The following is a 19,283-nucleotide window of genomic DNA, read 5'->3' as shown; positions in this document are numbered from 1 at the left end:
TCCTGTTAAAACGCCGTCTGCCGCCACGTTTTGCGTGGGCGAAGAGGAGCCGGATTCGGGATTGTTTTAATGTGTTACGGCAGCGGAGAGGGTCTGAAACTGTGCTCACCTGAAACGGACGGGTGACCGCGAGCGGCCGGCCACCCGTTCAGGTTTTGCCAATCAGCGTTAAAGAAGACCGCGCCGCCGTGGCGTGGTCATCCGGCACGCATTACGCGCCGGTATGCTGATAGCGTTTTAATTCCACCGGCTCAGCGCCGATACTCGCCAGATATTCTTTTACGGACGCCGGCGCGGAAGCCCGCGTAAATTGGTAGATGTTTTCATCCGCATCCAACAGCGTCTCCCATCTTACAATGTTCACCCAGCGAGGTTCATTGTCTACGCTGATGCCTGAGTCACGCGAAATGAACCCGTTTTGGTTTGAGATAAATTCCTCTTCTACACGCTTGTCCAATATGGCAAACGCTTCAGGGCTGAGTGAGGCTGGCAGTTTAAAACTTGAAACTTCAATAATGTAGCCGTTGGCGGAACAGTCCGCCCTGGATTCATGGTTCATAGTAAAAGTCCTTTAAATTAAATTGCTTATACAACTCAAATTAAGCTGCATCCTTATTGCAGTACTGCAAGTTAAATTTATTCTCGATGCCAGAAGGAAATAGTTAGGAATAGTCCGAATTGGCGTTTTTCTTTATGTAAAAGATGATGATTTTTATGGGATTTTTCTTGGATAAAGGAGTCCGCTAATCAATTCGCGATCGGCATGAAGTGAATAATTCAATAAAGGGGGCGGGGATTAATGTCATTGGCAAAGGTGCGGCTTTTAAATAACAAAACGGCATGTGAATAAAGTGACTTTAAATATTTCCCTTTCCTCTTTCGCCTGGCGGGGGTATTTTTCCGACGAGCGGCAATGGCCAATTCTGATCGCGGGCGTGAACACTAAGGGCGTTTGCAGCGCCGCCGTCGGCGCAGGGGGCGCAAACGCCATCCGCTCGGCAAGCGGCGGCAACTGCGGTATGCTAAGCGGCTGAACAGCAAACCAAACCGGGCTATACGGAGACACCCCAGCGTGCCGAACTCTTCTTCTCAACTCGAACTTTTACGCTCGGTCGCCGACGGCATCGCGGCGCTGTTTTTCCCGAATGCGGAAGTGGTGATCCACGATCTGGCCACCAACAAGATTGCTTATCTGGCGAACAACCTGTCGAAGCGCAAACCGGGTGACGACGCCGGGCTGGACGACTTCGAGCTCGCCGGCGGCGCCGGCGTGACCGGCCCCTATGAGAAGCTGAACTGGGACGGCAAAAAGATGCGCTCGGTGAGCATCGCCGCGCGCGACGAGCAGGGCAAGCCCAGCTATCTGCTGTGCATCAACCTGAGCACCGCGATGTTCGAGGATGCCCGCAACGCGCTGGACATGTTCCTGTCGGTCACCCGGCTGCAGCCGCAGCCGCAAGCGCTGTTCAAAGATGACTGGCAGGAGAAGATCAACACCTTCCTGCACGACTGGCTGCGGCGCGAAAACGCCGCGCTCGGTGCGCTGAGCCGCGAACAGAAACGGCGGCTGGTCAGCGATCTCTATCATCAGGGGGCGTTCAAGGCCAAAAGCGCCGCCGACTACATCGCCAACGTGCTGTCGATGGGGCGCGCCACGGTGTACAAGCATTTGCGGGAACTGAAGCAGGAGTAAAGGCGGCGGGAAAGGCGGAAGAAATGGGCGGCGCTGGCCGCCCATTTTTGTTACCAGCGGTAGTTGACCGAAGCGATGATGCTTCGGCCGCTGCCGTAGAAGCAGGCGTACTCGCCGCTGCAGGATGAAACGTATTTCTTGTCCGTCAGGTTCTGTACGTTGAGCTGAAGCGCTGCACCGCGCAGCGCCGACGAAGCCTGGCCGAGGTCATATTTCACCATGGCGTCGTACAGCGTGTAGTGCGGCACATCGTACTGGCCGATGGCGTCGGCCGGCGCATCGCCGATGTAACGCACGCCGCTGCCGACGGTCAGGCCGTTCAGCGCGCCGTTCAGGAAGCTGTAGCTGCCCCAGGCGGACGCCGCGTGGCGCGGGATGCCCGCCGGGCTGTGGCCGATTTCGTCCGCCGAGTTGGAGTCTTTGGTCACTACGTCGGTGTAGGTATAGGCGGCGGTCAGCTTGATCTCCGGCGTCGGCTGAGCGTGCACTTCCGCCTCAATCCCTTTGGATTTCACCTCGCCGATCTGCTCGTAGGCGGAGGTGAGGCGGTTATAGGACGCCACATTGCGCTGGGTAATGTCGAACCAAGAGAGGGTCAGCAGGGTGTTGCCGCCCGGGATCTGGTACTTCACGCCCACCTCGGTTTGTTTGCCGGTGGTCGGCTTGAGCGGATCGGCGCCCGGCGCGCTCGGGTACAGGTTAGGATCGAACGAGGTGCTGTAGCTGACATACGGTGAAATGCCGTTGTCGAAGGCGTAAAGCAGGCCCGCGCGGCCGGTAAACTGGGCATCGTTGTAGGTCTGCTCTTTACCGCCGCTGGTGCGATCGCGGGTGTTGACCTGCGACCAGTCCTGACGGCCGGACAGCAGCAGGTTCCAGTTATTCCACTCCAGCTGGTCCTGCAGATACACCCCGACCTGATTCAGCGTCTTCAAGTCGCTGGAAGCCAGCGCCAGCGTGCTGCCATCGATGCTGGGGCGAACCGGGTTGGCCCAGTCGATCGGGTAGTCGTTGCCGCGATCGCGATACATCTTCGAATCGATATGGCTGTAGCGGTAATCCAGCCCGCCCAGCACCGTGTGCTTCACCTCGCCGGTGTCGAACAACCCCTTAAGCTGGTTATCCACGCCAAACTCGTTGGTCATCTGCGTTTCATGCTGCGCCATGCGGGTGACGGTATGGTCGTTGACCTTCGAGTTTACGTTATAAACCAGATAGTTATAGTCTTCATCGCGGTGGGTGAAGCGCAGGTTCTGGGTGAACGACAGCGCATCGCTGAAGTTATGCTCGAGGCTGTAGCCGATCGACGCCTGCTCGCGCCGCGACTTGTTGAAGCTGGGTTCGCTGATGTTGAAGTCGTAGGGCACATAGCCCGCGCTGGTCGGGAACAGCGTGCCGGCGCGCGGCAGGAAGTTGCGCGATCCGGCTTTCGGATCGTTCTGGTAGCTGGTCAGCAGCGTAAAGCTGGTGTCTTCGTTCGGCAGCCAGGTGAAGGCCGGCGCGATGGCCACCCGTTGCTGCTTGCTGTCTTTGACAAACTCATGTTCGGTTCTGGCGATGCCGTTCAGGCGGTAGAACAGGGTATTGTCGTCGTTGAGCTTGCCGCCGAAATCGAACGCCGTTTCCGCCAGATGGCGGTTGCCGGTGCTGAATTTGACTTCGTGAATGCTCTGGGCGGTAGGGCGCTTGCTGGTCATCACCACTACGCCGCCGGGGCTGACCTGGCCGTACAGCACGCCGGCCGGGCCGTGCACCATCTCCACGCGCTCCAGCAGCCAGGGATCGATCTGCCCGGCGCCGCCGTTTTGGCTCGAAAGGCCAAAGTGCAGGCCGTCGAGCAGCTTGGGCGCATAGCGGAAGCCGCGGCTGATCACTTCGTCATTGCGGTTGGAGTTGCCGCGGTAGGTGGTGATTACCCCGCTGGTGTAGTTCAGCGCGTCGGCGACCGACGCCGGCTCCTGGTCGTTCATCTGCTCGCGCGTGACCACCGAGATGGACTGCGGCGTTTTACGCAGAGAGGCGGCGGTCTTGGTGCCGGCGACGCTCTCTTTGGCGACGATCCCCTTGACCGGGGCGGTCACGCTGTTTTGCGCGTCGGCGGTCACCAGAATCGTCTCGTCCGCGGCGGCGGACGCGTGTGGCGCGAAGGGCAGTAAGGCCAGCGCCGATCCCAGCAACAGACGCTTGGCGGACATCGCCTCCGCGTTCGCGTTTTCTATCCCTTTGTTTTTAATCTTCATTATCTCTCCTGCATACCTGCTTTCGTGTGTCATGCCACCCTGATAAACCCCGAAATGCCGACAAGCGTTCTTCACCCGTCGACGCGGAAACGCCGTGTGTGCACGACGGTAAAAATCCGACAAATAGTATTGAAAATGATAATGAGTATCAATACGATTGTCAGGTTTTGTAAAAATCACTCATGTTATGTAAGGGGCGCTATGGAGTTTTTGCCGGAAAAGAGGCCAGAAAACGGTCATGAGGGATTGGCGGCGCAGTGGCTGCGTGAAGAGGCGGCAGGGCAGCCCGCGTGGTGGCAGAAGGTCGCCTCACACGGCACGCCCATCGTCGAGCCGCACGATGACCGCCACGTCAAAATGACCTGGCTGTGGCGCGATCCCGCCGGCGATGAACGGCACTCGCCGATATGCCGCGTTTACGCCGATATCAACGGCATTACCGATCATCACAGCACGTCCCCCAGCAGCCTGACTAGGCTCCCCGGCACCGACGTTTGGTACGGCGCCGCCGTTATCGATCGGCGCTGGCGCGGCAGCTACAGCCTGATCCCCATCACAGAGCGAGATCTTCCCCCCGTCTTCAGCGGCGACGACACGTTGCGCGATCGCCAGCAGCGCGCCTGGTGGGTATCGCTGTTCCCGCTGGCGATCGCCGATCCGCTGAATCGCCTTTCGCTGGGGCCTTCGCATCGCCCGCGCCCGGTTTCCCTGGCGCAAGGGCCGGATGCCGACGACCAAAGCGCCTGGCAGGCCGCCGATCGGCCATTGGATGAGGCGCGGCTACAGCTTTTTCAGTGGCGCAGCGAACGTCTGGATAACCAGCGGCGCGTTTGGCTGTATGCCAGCGGCGACGCGGCGGTGAAAGCGAACCGCCCGTTGGTGCTATTGCTCGATGGCCAAAACTGGATCGAAAGGCACGCGCTGTTGCCGGTGATCGAGCATGAAACCGCAAAAGGGCGGCTGCCGCCCGCGTGCTGGCTGCTGATCGATGCGATCGACGGTGAACACCGGGAAAACGAGCTGCCCTGCAACGCCGCCTTCTGGCAGGCAATCATCGAAGAGCTGCTGCCGCAGGCGCAGAAGCGCGAAGCGTTCAGCGAGGAAGGGGCGCGCACCGTCGTCGCCGGCCAAAGCTACGGCGGGCTGGCGGCGTTATATGCCGGTGTGCACTGGCCGGAACGTTTCGGCTACGTGCTGAGCCAGTCCGGCTCCTTCTGGTGGCCCACGGTGCAATTCGTTACCCAGTTCGAAAAACGCCACGAACTGGAGGAAGGCTGGCTGATACGCCAGGTTCGGCAACGCGACGCGGCGGCGCCCACGCTCACCGTGATTCAGCAAGCCGGCGATCGGGAGGCGGACATCGAATTCGTTAATCGCCAGATGCACCAGGCGCTGACGGCGGCGGGGCACCGCGCCGAATACCGCGTATTTTCCGGCGGGCACGATGCGCTCTGCTGGCGCGGCGGCCTGGTGGACGGCGTGCGCCAGCTGCTTTCCGCGATGGAATAACCCACACATTTTGACAGACAGGTAATGCAAATGACTCAGGAACAACAAAACCCGTTCGATGACGAAAGCCTCCGTTTCACCGTTTTGGTCAACGCGCAGCAGCAGTATTCGCTGTGGCCGCAGTTTGCCGAGACGCCGCAGGGGTGGCGCGTGCTGATGGGGCCGGCGTCGCGCGGCGAATGCATCGACTACATCGAAACGCACTGGCAGGACATGCGGCCGGCGGCGCTGAAAGCGGCGGATGCGGCGCGTTAAGCGCCAGGCAGCCACATCGATACATTCCGTTTGAGGAAAAGGACAGACACCATGTCAGAAACGCTTTCTTTGCCGGATACTCAGGTCGAGTATCGGGAGTATCCGCTGGTTGCAGCGCAACCGGGGATCTGGATCGCCGACCAAATCGCGCTGCGCCGCAACGGCTTCGCCGTGGCGCACTACACCGAACTGCACGGCGCTATCGATCGTTCGGCGCTGGAGCGCGCCATCCGTCAAGGGCTGGCCGAAGCGGATACGGTTCAGGCGCGATTCTTTGAGGCGCAGGACGGCCAGCCGGTGCAGCGTTTGCCGCTGATAGCCGACCCCGCACGCGTGCAGGCGCCGGAGTGGCTCGATTTCAGCGCACGGCCGGACGCCGAACAGGCGGCGCTGGCGCTGATGAACGACGATCTGGCGCAGGATCTGCCGGCAGACGGCGAGCGGCCGCTTTATCGCCATGTGGTGATCCGCGTCAGCGCCGATCGCTGGTTCTGGTACCAGCGCTTTCATCATCTGACCCTGGACGGCTTCAGCTTCGAAGCCATCACCCGCCGGATCGCCGATCTCTACCGCGCGCTGCGCCACGGGCTGGCGCCGGCGGCCTCGCCGTTTACCCCGTTCGGCAAGGTGGTGGAAGAGTTTCAGCAATGGCAAACGTCGCCCGCACGTGAGCGGGCGGCCGAATTCTGGCGCCAGCATCTGCGCGATTTGCCGTCGCCGCTGTCGTTATCGACGGAAAACCGGGAGGTTGAACCGGGCGCCCGGCCGCTCAAACAGGCGCTGGTGCTGCCTGAATCGCTGTTTGACGAAGCGCGGCGCGATGATGCGCTGCAGTCGCTGCAACCGGCCGATATCGTCACGGCGGCGCTGGCGATGTATCTGGCGCGCATGAGCGGCGAAACCCGCTTCTCAATCGGTTTTCCTTTCATGCGCCGGATGGGGTCGCAGGCGCTGGCGGCGGTCGGCCCGGTGGTCAACGTGCTGCCGCTGCTGCTGAACGTGACGCCGGATCTGTCGCTGGCGGACGTCTGCCAGGCCACCGTGGCGGAGATCAAGCAGGCGCGTCGCCATCAACGCTATGAGGCGGAGCAGATCAAACGCGATCTCGGTCTGGTCGGCGGCCATCAGGAACTGTATGGCCCGGTGGTCAACGTCAAGGTTTACCACGGCGCCTTGTCGTTCGACGGTCAGGCGGCCGTCACCCATACGCTGGCGATGGGGCCGGTCGACGATCTGGAGTTTGAGATCGGTTTTCGAAGCGGCGTGCTGACGCTGTCTTTGGTCGCCAACCCGGCCAAATACTCGCCGCGCACCTTGCATCATCACGCGGAGCGCATCGGCCATTGGCTGCAGCAGCTGGCGCGGCAGCCGCATCAGCCGCACGGTCAACTGGCGTTGATCGGCGAAGGGGAACTCAGACAACTCGCGGCCTGGGGGCGCGGCGCAGAGCTGGCGCCGCCGGCGGGCATGGTCTCGATCATGGATGCGTTCCAACGCCAGGTTGAGCGCCAGCCCGAGGCGTTGGCGGTGGCCTGCGGCGACGTGCGCCTCAGCTACCGGCAGCTCTCCGAACGGGTGATGCAGCTGGGGCGAGTGCTGATCGAAAGCGGCATCGGCGCCGAAGACGTGGTTGCCATCGGCATTCCGCGCTCGGTGGACACGCTGGTCGCGCTGTTCGGCGTGTTGGCCAGCGGCGCAGCCTATATGCCGCTCGATCTGGACTATCCGCGTGAACGTTTGGCGCTGATGTGCGACGACGCGCGGCCGGTGATGTTGCTGACCCACCGCGCCACGCGGGCCAACATGCCGGATCTGCCGCAGGTATTGTGCCTGGACGACGCCCCGTGCCTGGCGCGCTGCGCGGCCGCCGAGAGCACGCCGATAACGGATGCAGAGCGGCGCGTGCCGCTGAGCGAGGCGCATCTCGCCTATATGATTTACACCTCCGGCTCGACCGGCAAACCCAAGGGCGTCATGTCCACCCACCGCGGGCTGCTGAACCTGTTCCTGTCGCATCAGGCCTCTCTGTTCGGCCCGGCGATCGAAAAATTCCAGGCTCGCCACGCGCGCCGCTTGCGCGCCGGCCATACCGCCTCGTTTTCTTTCGACTCCTCCTGGGAACCGCTGTTCTGCATGATGATGGGCAGCGAACTGGTTATCTTCGATGAGGAGCTGCGCCGCGACCCCTGGGCGCTGCTGGAACAAACCCAACAGACGCCGATCGATCTGCTGGACATCACGCCGTCGTTCTTCTCGCAACTGGTGGACTGCGGCCTGCTGAAGGGGCAGTTTCCGCTGCCGTCGTTCGTGATGATCGGCGGCGAGGCGGCGACGCCGACGCTGTGGAACCTGATGCAGCAGCATCCGGAGGTGGAGATCCACAACTATTACGGCCCGTCCGAATACACCGTCGATACCCTCGGCGCGCCGGTGACGGCCGCAGACCAGCCGGTGATCGGCCGTCCCCTCGCCAATACCTCAGTTTGGCTGCTCGACAGCCGCCTGCAGCCGGTGCCGATCGGCGCGGCGGGCGAGCTGTACATTTCCGGCAAAGGCATTGCACGCGGTTACCTGCGGCGTCCGGATCTGACGGCGGCGCGCTTTGTCGCCAACCCGTTCGCCGAAGGCGAGGTGATGTACCGCAGCGGCGATCTGATGCGCTGGAGCGCGGAGGGCCAGCTGGTGTTCATTGGCCGGACCGATCACCAAATCAAGGTGCGCGGCTTCCGCGTCGAGCTGGGTGAGGTGGAAAGCGCCTTGGCCGCCTTGCCGGACGTGGGGCGAGCGGTGGTGATCGCCGAGCCGATCGGCGCCACCTATCGCCTGATCGGCTACTGCTCGGTGCAGGATGACGCGCGCCGCGCCTCGCCGGCGCTGCAAAACGAGCTGCTGGAGCAGCTGGCGCAGCGTCTGCCGGATTATATGGTGCCGGCGATCCTGGTGGTGATGCCGGAGCTGCCGCTCAACGTCAACGGCAAGATTGACCGCCAGGCGCTACCCAAACCGCAGGAGACGCTGGCGCAAAGCATTCGCGAACCGGCCACCGAGCAGGAAAGGCTGATTTGCTGCGCGATGGCCCACCTGTTGGGGATGGATCGCGTCGGCGCCGACGACGATTTCTTTGCGCTCGGTGGCGACAGCATCTCGGCGATGGGGTTGGGCACCGCCCTGCGGCGCAACGGTTATCTGCTGCGACCGCGCGAGATCTTCGCGCTGCACACCCCCGCGCGCATGGCGCAGGCGATGCAGCCGCTGGCCGTAGACTCTCAGGCCGCACGCAGCGTGCAGCAAGGCCCGATCGACGGGCTGCCGATCCTGCACTGGTTCGCCGAGACGGGCGATATGCATCGCCGCTTCGCGCACGGCGTTTTCCTGCGCGTGCCTGCCGAGCTGCAACCGGAACAGCTGCGTGATGCGTTGGACCAGCTGCGCGCGGCGCACCCGGCGCTGGGCGCCAGGATCCGCGATGGCCGGTTGGTGGTTGAAGAAGCCGCTACCGCTGAGCTCATGCAGGTTCAGACCGTATCCGGCGAACTGGAGCCGGCGGCGGAACAGGCTTTCGACGCCGCACTCGAGCATCTCGATCCGGCGGCCGGCGCCATGATGCAGGCGATCCTGTTGCAGCGCGACGGGCAGAGCCTGGGGCTGGTGCTGGCGATCCACCACCTGGTGGTCGACGGCGTTTCCTGGCGCATCCTGCTCGAGGAGCTGCGGCAAGTGGCCGACAGCGCCATGCAGGGGCGGCCGATCACGCTGCCGCCGGAAGAAACCTCGCTCTATGAGTGGTCCGCGCGTTTACGCGCCGACGTGGAACGCCGGGAAGCCGAGCTGCCGTTCTGGCGGCAAATGCTGGCGGACGGCGTGCCGCGTTTGGGCCGGCGCGCGCTGGAACCGCAGACCGATCGCATCGCCTCGGTGAGCGAGCGGCGCACGCTGCTCGACAGCCGGTTGACCGCCGCGCTGCTCGGCACATTGCCGCAGGATTATCGCGCCCAGGTTGAAGAGATCATGCTGTGCGCACTGGCTCAGGCATGCCGCCGCCGTTTCCAGGCCGCTTCGCTGCGTTTCTCTCTGGAGTCGCACGGCCGCGCCGAACTGGATGACGGCCTCGATCTGGCCCGCACCGTGGGCTGGTTGACGGCGGAGTATCCGCTGCGCATCGAACTGCATGACGCCGAGCACAATGAGGCCGTGCGCGCGGTGAAACGGGCGACGCGAGCGGTGGCCGATCGCGGCGTCGGTTACGGCCAGCTGCGTTATCTGCATCCGCAGCGTGACGATCTGGCGGCGCTGGCGCAGCGCAACGCCCCGGAGATTTTATTCAACTACCTCGGGCGCTTCAGCCAGGATGAGGGGCACTGGACGCCGCAGCGCAGCCAAAACCGCTTCCGCGACGCCTTCGCCGTGGCGCAGGATGCGCAGCAGGCGCCGTCTTACGGGCTGGAAGTGAACATCTTTGTCGAGGAACGGCGCGACGGCGCCTGCCTGGCGATCAACTGGAGCTGGCTGGAGGGAGTTTTCAGCGAGAGCGACATTGCGCAGCTGCACAGCGGCATCGAGCAAGCGGTGCGTTCACTGTGCGAATTTGCCGAACGGCATCCCGAACGCGCGGCGGCGACGTTGGTGGCGGCCGAGATCGCCCAGCCGGGCGCCGATGATGAGGCGGTGCGCGCCTGGGAGCGGGAGTGCGGGCCGTTAGCCGCGGCGCTGCCGCTGTTGCCGCTGCAACACGGCCTGCTGTTCCATGCGCAGACGGCGCAGCAGGGCGGCAGCTATAACTCGCTGACGCGCCTGAGCCTCTGCGGCGAACTGGACGCGCATCAACTCCAGCAGGCGCTGGATGCGGTGATCCGCCGCCATCCGCAATTGGCCGCCCGATTTAACCGCGAGGGCGAGCCGCTGCAGCTGATACCGCAGCAAAGCCATTGGCCGCTGGACAACCACGCGCTGCCGCCGCTGACGGAAGAACAAGAAGCGCAGGCACTGCACCGGCTGGAGCAGCAGGAACTGCAGCGCGATCTTTTCAACCAGCCGGGCGCGATGCTGCACGCGCTGTGGGTCAAACACGGCGATAGCGAACGCTACACGCTGTTCCTTAACGCGCACCACCTGATCGTCGACGGCTGGTCGACGCCGGTGGTGCTCAACGATCTGATGCTGGCCCTGCGTGAAGGCGAGCAGGCGTTGCCGCCGCTGCGTTCGAACTATGCCGATATCGTGCGCCGCCTGACCGCGCGGGATGCCGAAGCCTCGCGCCGCCTGTGGCGCGAGACGCTGCAGGACGTGCGCCCGACGTTGCTGTTCGGTGAAACGCAGGACGAACGCGTGCATGAGCTGGAAATGACGCTGCCGCCGGCCGAGGAAAGACGCTTGCTGACCCTGTGCCGCGAACGCGGGTTGACGCTCAATACCGTAATGCAGGGCATTTGGGCATTGCAGCTGGCCAGCTGTTGCGGCCAGCAGGACGTGGTGTTCGGCTCGCCGGTTTCCGGCCGTTTTGGTCAGATAGAAGGGATCGAGGAACACGTCGGCCTGTTCAGCAACACGCTGCCGGTGCGGGTTCGTCTGCAGCACGACCGTCCGTTGACGGAACAGCTAATCGACCTGCAGCACCGGCAGATTGAACTGCTGGAGCACGACGATTTGGGGTTAGGGGAAATTCAGCACCTGGCCGGGGCGGGCACGCTGTTCGATACGCTGTTGGTGGTGGAGAACTACCCGGACAACGACGCTCTGCTGGGCGGCGCCGGATCGCTGCGCTGCGACGCCATCCGCAACAAAGGCTATACCCACTATCCGCTGACGCTGCTGGTGCTGCCGGGCGAACGTCTGCGCCTGCTGATGGAGTACCGCGCCTCGGTGCCGCAGCCTGAGCGCTTCGCCGCGCGGCTGATGGCGCTGCTGCAACAGTGGATCGCCCAGCCGGATCTGCCGCTGCCGCGCTGGCAGTTGCAAACCCCACAGGAGCAGGCGCTGATCGCGGCGATCAACCGCACCGGGCAGGCGGTGGCGGACACCACCTTGCATCAGGCGATCGCCGATCAAGCGCGGCGCACGCCGGAACGCATCGCGCTGCAGGATGCCGGGCACAGCCTCAGCTACCGTGACATGCAGCGCCAGGCCGCGCTGCTGGCCGAGCGGCTGACGGCGGCCGGCATTCAGCCGGGGGATATCGTCGCGGTGGCGTTGCCGCGCTCCGTGCGTCTCAGCCTGGCGCTGACGGCGATTGTGCAGACCGGCGCCGCCTGGTTGCCGCTGGACACCGGCTACCCGAACGAGCGGCTGGCCTACATGGTGGAGGACGCCAAGCCGCGGCTGATTATCACCGAAAGCGCGTTGGATACCCGCTTCGCCGCGCTGGCGCCGACGCTGCTGTTCGATGCGCTGGACGAGAGCGGGCGCGAACCGGCGCCGCGCCAACCGGCGGGGAACGGCGATTATCCCGCCTACGTGCTGTATACCTCCGGCTCTACCGGGCGGCCGAAAGGCGTGGTGGTGAACCACCGGGCGATCGTCAACCGCCTGTTCTGGATGCAGCACGAGTATGCGCTCGATGCGCAGGACGTGGTATTACAGAAAACGCCGTGCAGCTTCGACGTTTCCGTCTGGGAATTCTTCTGGCCGCTGATGGTCGGCGCACGCCTGGTGATGGCGCCGCCGGAGGCGCACCGCGATCCGCAGGCGCTGACGACATTGATCGACGACTATGGCGTGACCACGCTGCATTTCGTTCCGTCCATGTTGGCTATCTGGGTGGAGGCGCTGAACGAACGGGCGCCACAGCGCGCCGCCGCCAGCCTGAAACGCGTGTTCTGCAGCGGTGAGGCGCTGTCGTGTGAACTGGCTTCCCGTTATCAGGCGTTGGTTACCGCGCCGCTGCACAACCTGTACGGCCCGACGGAGGCGGCGGTCGATGTCACCTACCAACCGGCGTCCGGCGCGGCATTGGCGGCGGTAAACGGCGCCGGCGTGCCGATCGGCAAACCGGTCTGGAACACCCAGCTGAGCATTCTTGACGCCATGCTGCGGCCGGTGCCCGTCGGCTGCGCCGGCGATCTTTACCTGCGCGGCATTCAGCTGGCCGATGGCTATCTGCATCGGCCGGGGCTGACGGCGCAGCGGTTTGTCGCCGATCCCGCCGGCAATGGCGCGCGCATGTATCGCACCGGCGATATCGCCCGCTGGCTGGAAGACGGCAGCGTCGAGTATTTGGGACGCAGCGACGATCAGCTGAAGATCCGCGGCCAGCGCATCGAGCTGGGCGAAATCGAGCAGGCTCTGCTGGCACAGCCGGGGGTAGCGCAAGCGGCAGTGCACGCCATCGAGCTGGGCGAGGGCGCGACGGGGCTTGGCGGCGCCGATATGCGCCAGCTGGTCGCCTGGCTGATCGCCCAACCGAGCGTGACGCTGGATACCGCCGAGCTGCATCAGGCGCTGGAGCAGCGTTTGCCGGCGCACATGATGCCGGTCAGCTATGTCATGACCGACCGCTTCCCGCTCAGCGCCAGCGGCAAGCTGGATCGCAAGGCGTTGCCACGGCCGCAGCTGGCCCTGCAAGCCGGGCGTGCGCCGCAGGGCGACAGCGAACGCCTGCTGGCGGCGCTGTTCGGGGAACTGCTGGGGCGCGAGACGGTGTATGCCGACGACGACTTCTTCGCGCTGGGCGGCCATTCGCTGCTGGCGATGCGTCTGGCGGCTGAGCTGCGTCGGCGCGTCCCGCGGCCATTGAGCGTCGGGCAGATCATGTTCGCCCGCAGCCTGGAGAAGATGGCGCACCTGCTCGATGACGCGCAGGCGGCCAACTCGGCCGAGAGCCGCGGCGTCGGCGAATGCCTGCAGCTGCGGGCCGGCCAAGGCCCGGCGCTGTTCTGCCTGCATCCGGCTTCCGGTTTCGCCTGGCAGTACTCGGGGCTGAGCCGTTATCTGCCGGGGAGCTACCCCATCATCGGGCTGCAGTCGCCAAGACCGGATGGCGCCATCGCCACCTGCGAGGATATCGAGCAGATGGTCGATCGTCATCTCGCTAATCTGCGCCGCCTGCAGCCACAGGGGCCTTACTACCTGCTGGGCTATTCGCTCGGCGGCACGCTGGCGCATTCGATGGCCGCGCGCCTGCAGCAGCAGGGCGAAGAGGTGGCGTTCCTTGGGATGCTGGATACCTATCCGCCGGAAGGCCAGGATTGGACCGGCCCCAGCGAGGAGGAGGCGCAGAAAGAGGTGGCGCAGGAGCAGGCCGAGTTTATGGCGGAAGATCATGGCGATCCGGCGCTGATGGCTGAGAAGGCGGCGATGTTCGACAGCATCGTCGCCAACTACCGCGACGCGGTGCGCATTCTGTCCCAGGCGCGCAGCCGGCGTTTCCACGGCACGGCAACGCTGTTTGTCGCCGACCAGACGCTGCCGCCGGAGATGGATATCGACGCCGTGTGGGCGCCGTATCTGGATGGGCTGATCTGCCATCACCAGCGCTGCGAACACGCGGACATTCTGTCGCCGGCTTCGCTGGAGACGCTCGGCCCGCTATTGCACCAGCTGCTGACGCGGCAATACGGGTTGGTATAACGCAACCGGGCCGGGGGGCGTGCGTCCCGGCCCGTACTAAAACATGATATGCAGGACACTATGGCCAGACCTTCTTTTTTTCTTGATTTCAGCTTGCTGAGAAGCAATGCGCATTTCCGCGCGATTTTCTGCGCCCGCATGCTGTCGGTGTTTTCCCTCGGCATGTTGGCGGTGGGGGTGCCGATCCAGATCCAGGCGATGACCGGCTCCACGTTGCAGGTGGGCGTGGCGGTGGCGCTGGACGGGGTGGGCATGTTTATCGGCCTGATGCTGGGCGGCGTGCTCGCCGATCGCTACGATCGCCGCAAGCTGATCCTGTTTGCGCGCGGCACCTGCGGGCTGGGCTTTGTCGCCCTGAGTCTGAACGCCTTCGCCCCGGCGCCGTCGCTGTGGGCGCTTTACCTGCTGGCGGCCTGGGACGGGTTCTTCGGCGCGCTGGGCATGACGGCGCTAATGGCGGTGATCCCGCTGCTGGTCGGGCGTGAAAACCTGGCGGCGGCGGGGGCCTTGAGTATGGTAACGGTGCGCATCGGCGCGATCCTGGCGCCGGCGCTGGGCGGGATCATCATCGTGTTCGGCGGCGTGGGGCTGGCGTTCGCCGTGGCCGCCGCCGGGACGCTGGGCACCCTGATCCCGCTGGTGCGCCTGCCGACGCTGTTGCCGCAGCAGCAGGAGCCGGAACACCCGCTGCGCGCGCTCGCCAGCGGCTTCCAGTTTGTCTGGCGCAATAAGGTGGTGGGGTCGGTGGTGCTGCTGGGAATGCTGATGAGCATCGTCGGCGCCGTCAGGGTGCTGTTCCCGGCGTTGGCGCAGGGCGCTTACCACGTCGGTGCGTCCTCTATTGGCCTGATGTATTCCGCGGTGCCGCTCGGCGCGATGCTGGGCGCGCTGACCAGCGGCTGGGTGGGGCGATACGCTCGTCCCGGCGTGCTGATCCTGGTCGCCGCCATCGTCGCATTTACCGCTATCGCTTCGCTGGGGCTGTTCAACCACCTGGCGCCGGCGCTGCTGGCGCTGGTGTGCTACGGCTACGCCAACGCCATCGCCTCGCTCCTGCAATTCATGCTGATCCAGAGCAACACGCCGGATCATCTGCTGGGGCGGGTGAACAGCCTCGGCACCGCGCAGGACGTAACCGGCGATTCGATCGGCGCGCTGGGACTCGGCGTACTGGGCAGGGTGTTTACTCCATTGATGAGCGTGCTGTCGTTTGGCGCATTCGCCGCCGTGCTCGGCGTGCTGGTGGCCTTCAGCGTGCGCACGCTGCGCCAGTGCCGGCCGGCGGACGCGTTGGTCGAGCACGATGAGCCCGCTGCGGCAACCTCAGCGGCGGCAGACAACTAACCCGTCACGGCACCGGCTGTTCCGGCCGGTGCTGCTCCCCCCAGTTGCACATCATGTCGATCACCGGGATCAGCGAACGCCCGCGCTCGGACAGACTGTACTCCACCTTGGGCGGGATCTGCGGATACTCCTTTCTCACCACCAGGCGATCTTTTTCCAGCTCTTTGAGCGTCGAACTCAGCGTTTTGTACGAAATGGTGCCGATGCAGCGCTGCAGCTCGTTGAACCGCAATACCGGCTTATACAACGCCAGCCAGTAGAGAATAATCATTTTATATTTGCCGTTGATCACCGACAGCGTATAGCCATAGCCGGTGTCTTCGAGGCTGATGCCCGTTGGGCTGCAGTGGGATTCGGCGGTCATTAGGTACTTTATCCAGGGTAAGTATGTGTCGTGAGTGTGCGTATTTTACATTGTTCCAGCATAACCTATGATGCGCCGGTAGACACCTGACTGGAGAAATCGATATGAAAACCTTGGTGGTGGTGACCCATCCCGATATGGCGAGCTCGGTGGTCAATAAACGCTGGCTGGAGGAGCTGCGGCGCTATCCGGAGCGGTATACCGTGCACGAACTGCATCAGGCCTATCCGGATTGGCAGATCGACGTCGCCCAAGAGCAGCGGCTGATTGAAGCCCATGACAACATCGTACTGCAGTTCCCGATTTTCTGGTTCAGCAGCCCGCCGTTGCTGAAAAAATGGCTGGACGACGTGCTCACCTACGGCTGGGCCTACGGTTCCCGCAGCGGCTACAAGATGCAAAACAAGAAGCTGGCGTTGGCGGTCACGGCGGGGGTGCGTGCAGAGGATTACGCGCGCGACGGGCGCTATCGTTATTCGCTGGAGGAAATCTTCCGGCCGTTTGAAGTCACCGCCGGCTACGTGCGGGCCGACTATGCCTCGTTCTTCGCCTTTTACGGCAAGGAGGCCGCGTCGGACGGGACGGTGGAACCGCTGCAATCCCACGAGTTGGATCGCAGCGCGCAAGGCTACCAGGCATTTCTCGCTGCCCTGAATTAACGCCGCGCCCCGGATGCGCCAGAGCGTGCGCATCCGGCTACTCGATGTGAACGCCGAAACCGTCTTGCCCCGGCGCGAGATGCGCTTTCAGCGTCAGCTGCGGGATCAGATAGTCACCGGCGTTCTGCCGCCGAAAGCGGATTGGCTCGGCGTTCCACAGATTATCCAGCCGCTGCCCGAGCTGTTCGCACAGGGCGGCAAAGCGTGCCTCATCGGTTTTGCCGGCGCGGTAGGTGACGAACGGCGGCAGCACCTCGAAGCCTGGGTAGTGCAGCATGCCGTGCTGGATCGGGAACAGGATATCGTCGATCGGCCCGTTGATGCCGCGCGGGGCGTAATGGGACTCCCAGCCGCCGGCGGTGACGATCAGCATCGCCCGTTTGCCAGCCAGCGTCCCCTCGCCGTAACGGTCACCCCAATGGGTGTCGGAATGCTCACCCACGCCGTAGGCAAAACCATAGGCATAGACACGCTCGAACCAGCCTTTCAGAATCGCCGGCATCGAGAACCACCACAGCGGAAACTGCAGCAGCACCGCATCCGCCCAACGCAATTTTTGCTGCTCCCGTGCGATATCGGCGCTCTGCATGCCGTTGGCGAACGCGCGCTGCGAATCCAGCGAAGGATCGAAACGAGCCGTTGCCGGGCCTTCCAGACTGTCGTCAGCGTCGAGCGCCGCTTTCCACTTCATGGCGTACAGATCGGACACTTGTACCTGATGGCCGGCCTGCGTCAGGCGTTCAACGGCGAAATTTTTCAGTGAGCCGGTCAGCGACAGCGGCTCCGGGTGGGCGTAAACAATCAGCACATTCATAACAGCTCTCCTTGGTGTGAGAGCTGCAGGTTAGGGCGTTAGTCGGTATATTAGAAATGAATTACCCTTATTCCAGGTATAACTATGAATAATTTAAGGCGGCTGGATCTCAACCTGCTGGTGACGCTCGACGCGCTGCTGGCGGAGCACAACGTCACGCGCGCGGCGCAGCGGCTCAATTTCTCCCAGCCGGCGGTCAGCGTGCATCTCGCCAAACTGCGGGCGATCTTTGACGATCCGCTGCTGTTGCCCGGCCCGCGCGGCATGCGTCCGACCGCCAGAGCGGAACAGCTGCGGGAACCGTTACGTCAGGCATTGGCGGCGCTCGAGTTGGCGGTGACGCCGGCGACGCCGTTCGATCCCGCCGTGGCGACCGATACCTGGCGCGTGGCTGCCTTTGACTACGGCGAATCCACCATCGTGCTGCCGGCGCTGAACGGTTTACGCACGGCGGCGCCCGGCACCCGGCTGGCGGTGTTGGAGATCGCCCCAGCGCGCCTCGCCAAACGGGCGGAGCAAGGGGAAATCGACCTGGCGTTTCATACCCGAGAAGGTGCGCCATCCGGCCTGCGGCAGCGCACGCTGTTTAGCGAACGCTATGTGCTGGTGGGCCGGGTCGGCCACCCCAAGCTGCATGCCAGGCTGACGCCGGCGCAATTTTGCCAATTGGAGCAGGTGATGGTCTCGCCGGACGGCGGCGGGTTCTATGGTATGACCGACAGGGCGTTGGCGGACGTGGGGCTGACGCGGCGGGTGGTGCTTTCCGTGCCACATTTTCTGTTCGTTATCTCGGTGCTGACGCAGTCCGATTTGGTGGCGATGCTGCCGGAGCGGCTGGTGCGCAACCAGCCTTTATTACAACGGCTCGAGCCGCCGCTGGCGGTGCCGGGCTTTGAAATGACCATGCTGTGGCACGAACGATCGCACCGGGATCCCGCTCACCGGTGGCTGCGCGAACATATCGTGCGTTCAGTGTGAGCGGGTTGGCGGGTTAAAGGGAGAAGCGTTTTTTGATTCTGTCGATCGGCGTGCCATCGCTGAGCGGCACCTGCGGCAAACGGTCGTAATCGCGAAAGCCCATTTTGTGATAGTAGGCGAGGCCACCGACGTTATCCGCCCGAATGGTGGCGTTGATGTGCTTGAAACCGTGCGACTTCGCCGCCGCTAATGTGGCAGGGAACAACGCACTGCCGACGCCGCGCACCTTCGGCGACAGGCGGGAAAAGGTGGCAATATCTGCGGTATCGGGCGGCAGGGCATCATCTGCGCTCAGCGACTGGAAGCCCACCAACAGCCCATCCACCTCCGCGACCTGGCAGCTCAGCGCATTGCTGCCGCTGATGAACCATTCGCTGAATTCGGCGGGGGTGAGGGGCGTTTCTATCGCCGTCGTGCCGCCGGCGCCGATCACGTCATTCAATAACTGCGTCAGGGCTTCAGCGTCTTGCAGGGTTACCGTTCTGATCTTCATTGCGTTGCTATCTCCTATGATGAATCGGCTGGAACCATCGAAAGAAGATAGACGCAGACGTCCGATAATGAAATATCGGAACGTGCCGGACCAAAAGACAGTGAAGGGAATTACATGAACAGGAAGCGGTCGGCCAGCGGAACCCCACGTTCGAGGCGCGGCGGCAACGCGTCGTCACGATCGTCAGGCTGAGCAGCCTGCGGCGCGACGTCTTCGGCTTTTTCAATCATCAGCTCGCCGAGCAGGGCCAGAAAACGAGTGAGCTTTTGCATATTCCCTCCGGATCCTTGATTACATTGAGAGTGATACTAATCGCCGCTCAACCGAATGGGAAAAACTTAAAACTCATATCCTAAGAACCGGATCGCATAT

General features: G+C 63.5%; 13 protein-coding genes. 7 read left to right on the top strand and 6 right to left on the bottom strand.

The window, feature by feature from the left end; genetic code table 11:
• Nucleotides 1-211 precede the first annotated feature (211 nt).
• Nucleotides 212-559, bottom strand: coding sequence for an antibiotic biosynthesis monooxygenase family protein (locus QOL81_RS00665; RefSeq protein ID WP_070915203.1), 348 nt, complete (start codon nucleotides 557-559; stop codon nucleotides 212-214).
• Nucleotides 560-1,072: 513 nt separating this feature from the next.
• On the opposite strand from QOL81_RS00665, the gene QOL81_RS00660 reads away from it, so the two are divergent.
• Nucleotides 1,073-1,693: a helix-turn-helix transcriptional regulator gene (locus QOL81_RS00660; RefSeq protein WP_060418849.1), complete on the top strand. Its 621-nt coding sequence runs from the start codon at nucleotides 1,073-1,075 to the stop codon at nucleotides 1,691-1,693.
• 50 nt (nucleotides 1,694-1,743) lie between these two features.
• Here the strand turns inward: QOL81_RS00660 and QOL81_RS00655 are convergent, their stop codons facing one another.
• The gene (locus QOL81_RS00655) at nucleotides 1,744-3,933 is read right to left on the bottom strand and encodes a TonB-dependent siderophore receptor (protein ID WP_283439570.1); all 2,190 of its coding nucleotides are present in this window, start codon (nucleotides 3,931-3,933) and stop codon (nucleotides 1,744-1,746) included.
• A 201-nt stretch (nucleotides 3,934-4,134) separates the two neighbouring features.
• On the opposite strand from QOL81_RS00655, the gene fes reads away from it, so the two are divergent.
• From fes to entS, 4 genes are read left to right on the top strand one after another with little or no spacing between them, the layout of a single operon-like run.
• Complete coding sequence (gene fes, locus QOL81_RS00650) at nucleotides 4,135-5,442, top strand: enterochelin esterase (protein WP_283439569.1); 1,308 nt, start codon at nucleotides 4,135-4,137, stop codon at nucleotides 5,440-5,442.
• Nucleotides 5,443-5,472: 30 nt separating this feature from the next.
• On the top strand, nucleotides 5,473-5,697 hold the full coding sequence (locus QOL81_RS00645; RefSeq protein ID WP_060419694.1) for an MbtH family protein: 225 nt from the start codon (nucleotides 5,473-5,475) through the stop codon (nucleotides 5,695-5,697).
• Nucleotides 5,698-5,748: 51 nt separating this feature from the next.
• Nucleotides 5,749-14,259, top strand: a complete 8,511-nt coding sequence (locus QOL81_RS00640) for a non-ribosomal peptide synthetase (protein WP_283439568.1) — start codon at nucleotides 5,749-5,751, stop codon at nucleotides 14,257-14,259.
• Nucleotides 14,260-14,319: 60 nt separating this feature from the next.
• Nucleotides 14,320-15,603, top strand: a complete 1,284-nt coding sequence (gene entS, locus QOL81_RS00635; protein WP_060418855.1) for an enterobactin transporter EntS — start codon at nucleotides 14,320-14,322, stop codon at nucleotides 15,601-15,603.
• 4 nt (nucleotides 15,604-15,607) lie between these two features.
• On the opposite strand, the gene QOL81_RS00630 is transcribed toward entS, so the two are convergent.
• Nucleotides 15,608-15,967, bottom strand: a complete 360-nt coding sequence (locus QOL81_RS00630) for a winged helix-turn-helix transcriptional regulator (RefSeq protein ID WP_025302868.1) — start codon at nucleotides 15,965-15,967, stop codon at nucleotides 15,608-15,610.
• A 104-nt stretch (nucleotides 15,968-16,071) separates the two neighbouring features.
• Between QOL81_RS00630 and QOL81_RS00625 the strand changes: the two genes are divergently transcribed.
• A complete protein-coding gene (locus tag QOL81_RS00625; protein WP_060418857.1) occupies nucleotides 16,072-16,626 on the top strand; it encodes an NAD(P)H-dependent oxidoreductase in 555 nt (184 codons plus the stop codon).
• Between the two features lie 37 nt (nucleotides 16,627-16,663).
• Here the strand turns inward: QOL81_RS00625 and QOL81_RS00620 are convergent, their stop codons facing one another.
• Entirely contained in the window at nucleotides 16,664-17,440 is a 777-nt protein-coding gene (locus QOL81_RS00620) for an NAD(P)H-dependent oxidoreductase (protein ID WP_070915213.1), read from the bottom strand.
• An 84-nt stretch (nucleotides 17,441-17,524) separates the two neighbouring features.
• Here QOL81_RS00620 and QOL81_RS00615 point away from each other — a divergent pair, with 84 nt between their 5' ends.
• The gene (locus tag QOL81_RS00615; RefSeq protein ID WP_060418861.1) at nucleotides 17,525-18,418 is read left to right on the top strand and encodes a LysR family transcriptional regulator; all 894 of its coding nucleotides are present in this window, start codon (nucleotides 17,525-17,527) and stop codon (nucleotides 18,416-18,418) included.
• A 13-nt stretch (nucleotides 18,419-18,431) separates the two neighbouring features.
• Here QOL81_RS00615 and QOL81_RS00610 read toward each other — a convergent pair whose 3' ends face one another.
• Nucleotides 18,432-18,911 (bottom strand): GNAT family N-acetyltransferase, encoded by a 480-nt coding sequence (locus QOL81_RS00610; RefSeq protein WP_070915215.1) that lies wholly within the window; start codon nucleotides 18,909-18,911, stop codon nucleotides 18,432-18,434.
• A gap of 110 nt (nucleotides 18,912-19,021) precedes the next feature.
• A complete protein-coding gene (locus QOL81_RS00605) occupies nucleotides 19,022-19,183 on the bottom strand; it encodes a hypothetical protein (RefSeq protein WP_019455371.1) in 162 nt (53 codons plus the stop codon).
• Nucleotides 19,184-19,283 lie beyond the last annotated feature (100 nt).

It is taken from the genome of Serratia sp. CC22-02, from assembly GCF_900182895.1.
Taxonomy (GTDB): Bacteria; Pseudomonadota; Gammaproteobacteria; order Enterobacterales; family Enterobacteriaceae; genus Serratia; species Serratia nevei.
This window is presented reverse-complemented; position numbering and strand designations above follow the sequence as displayed.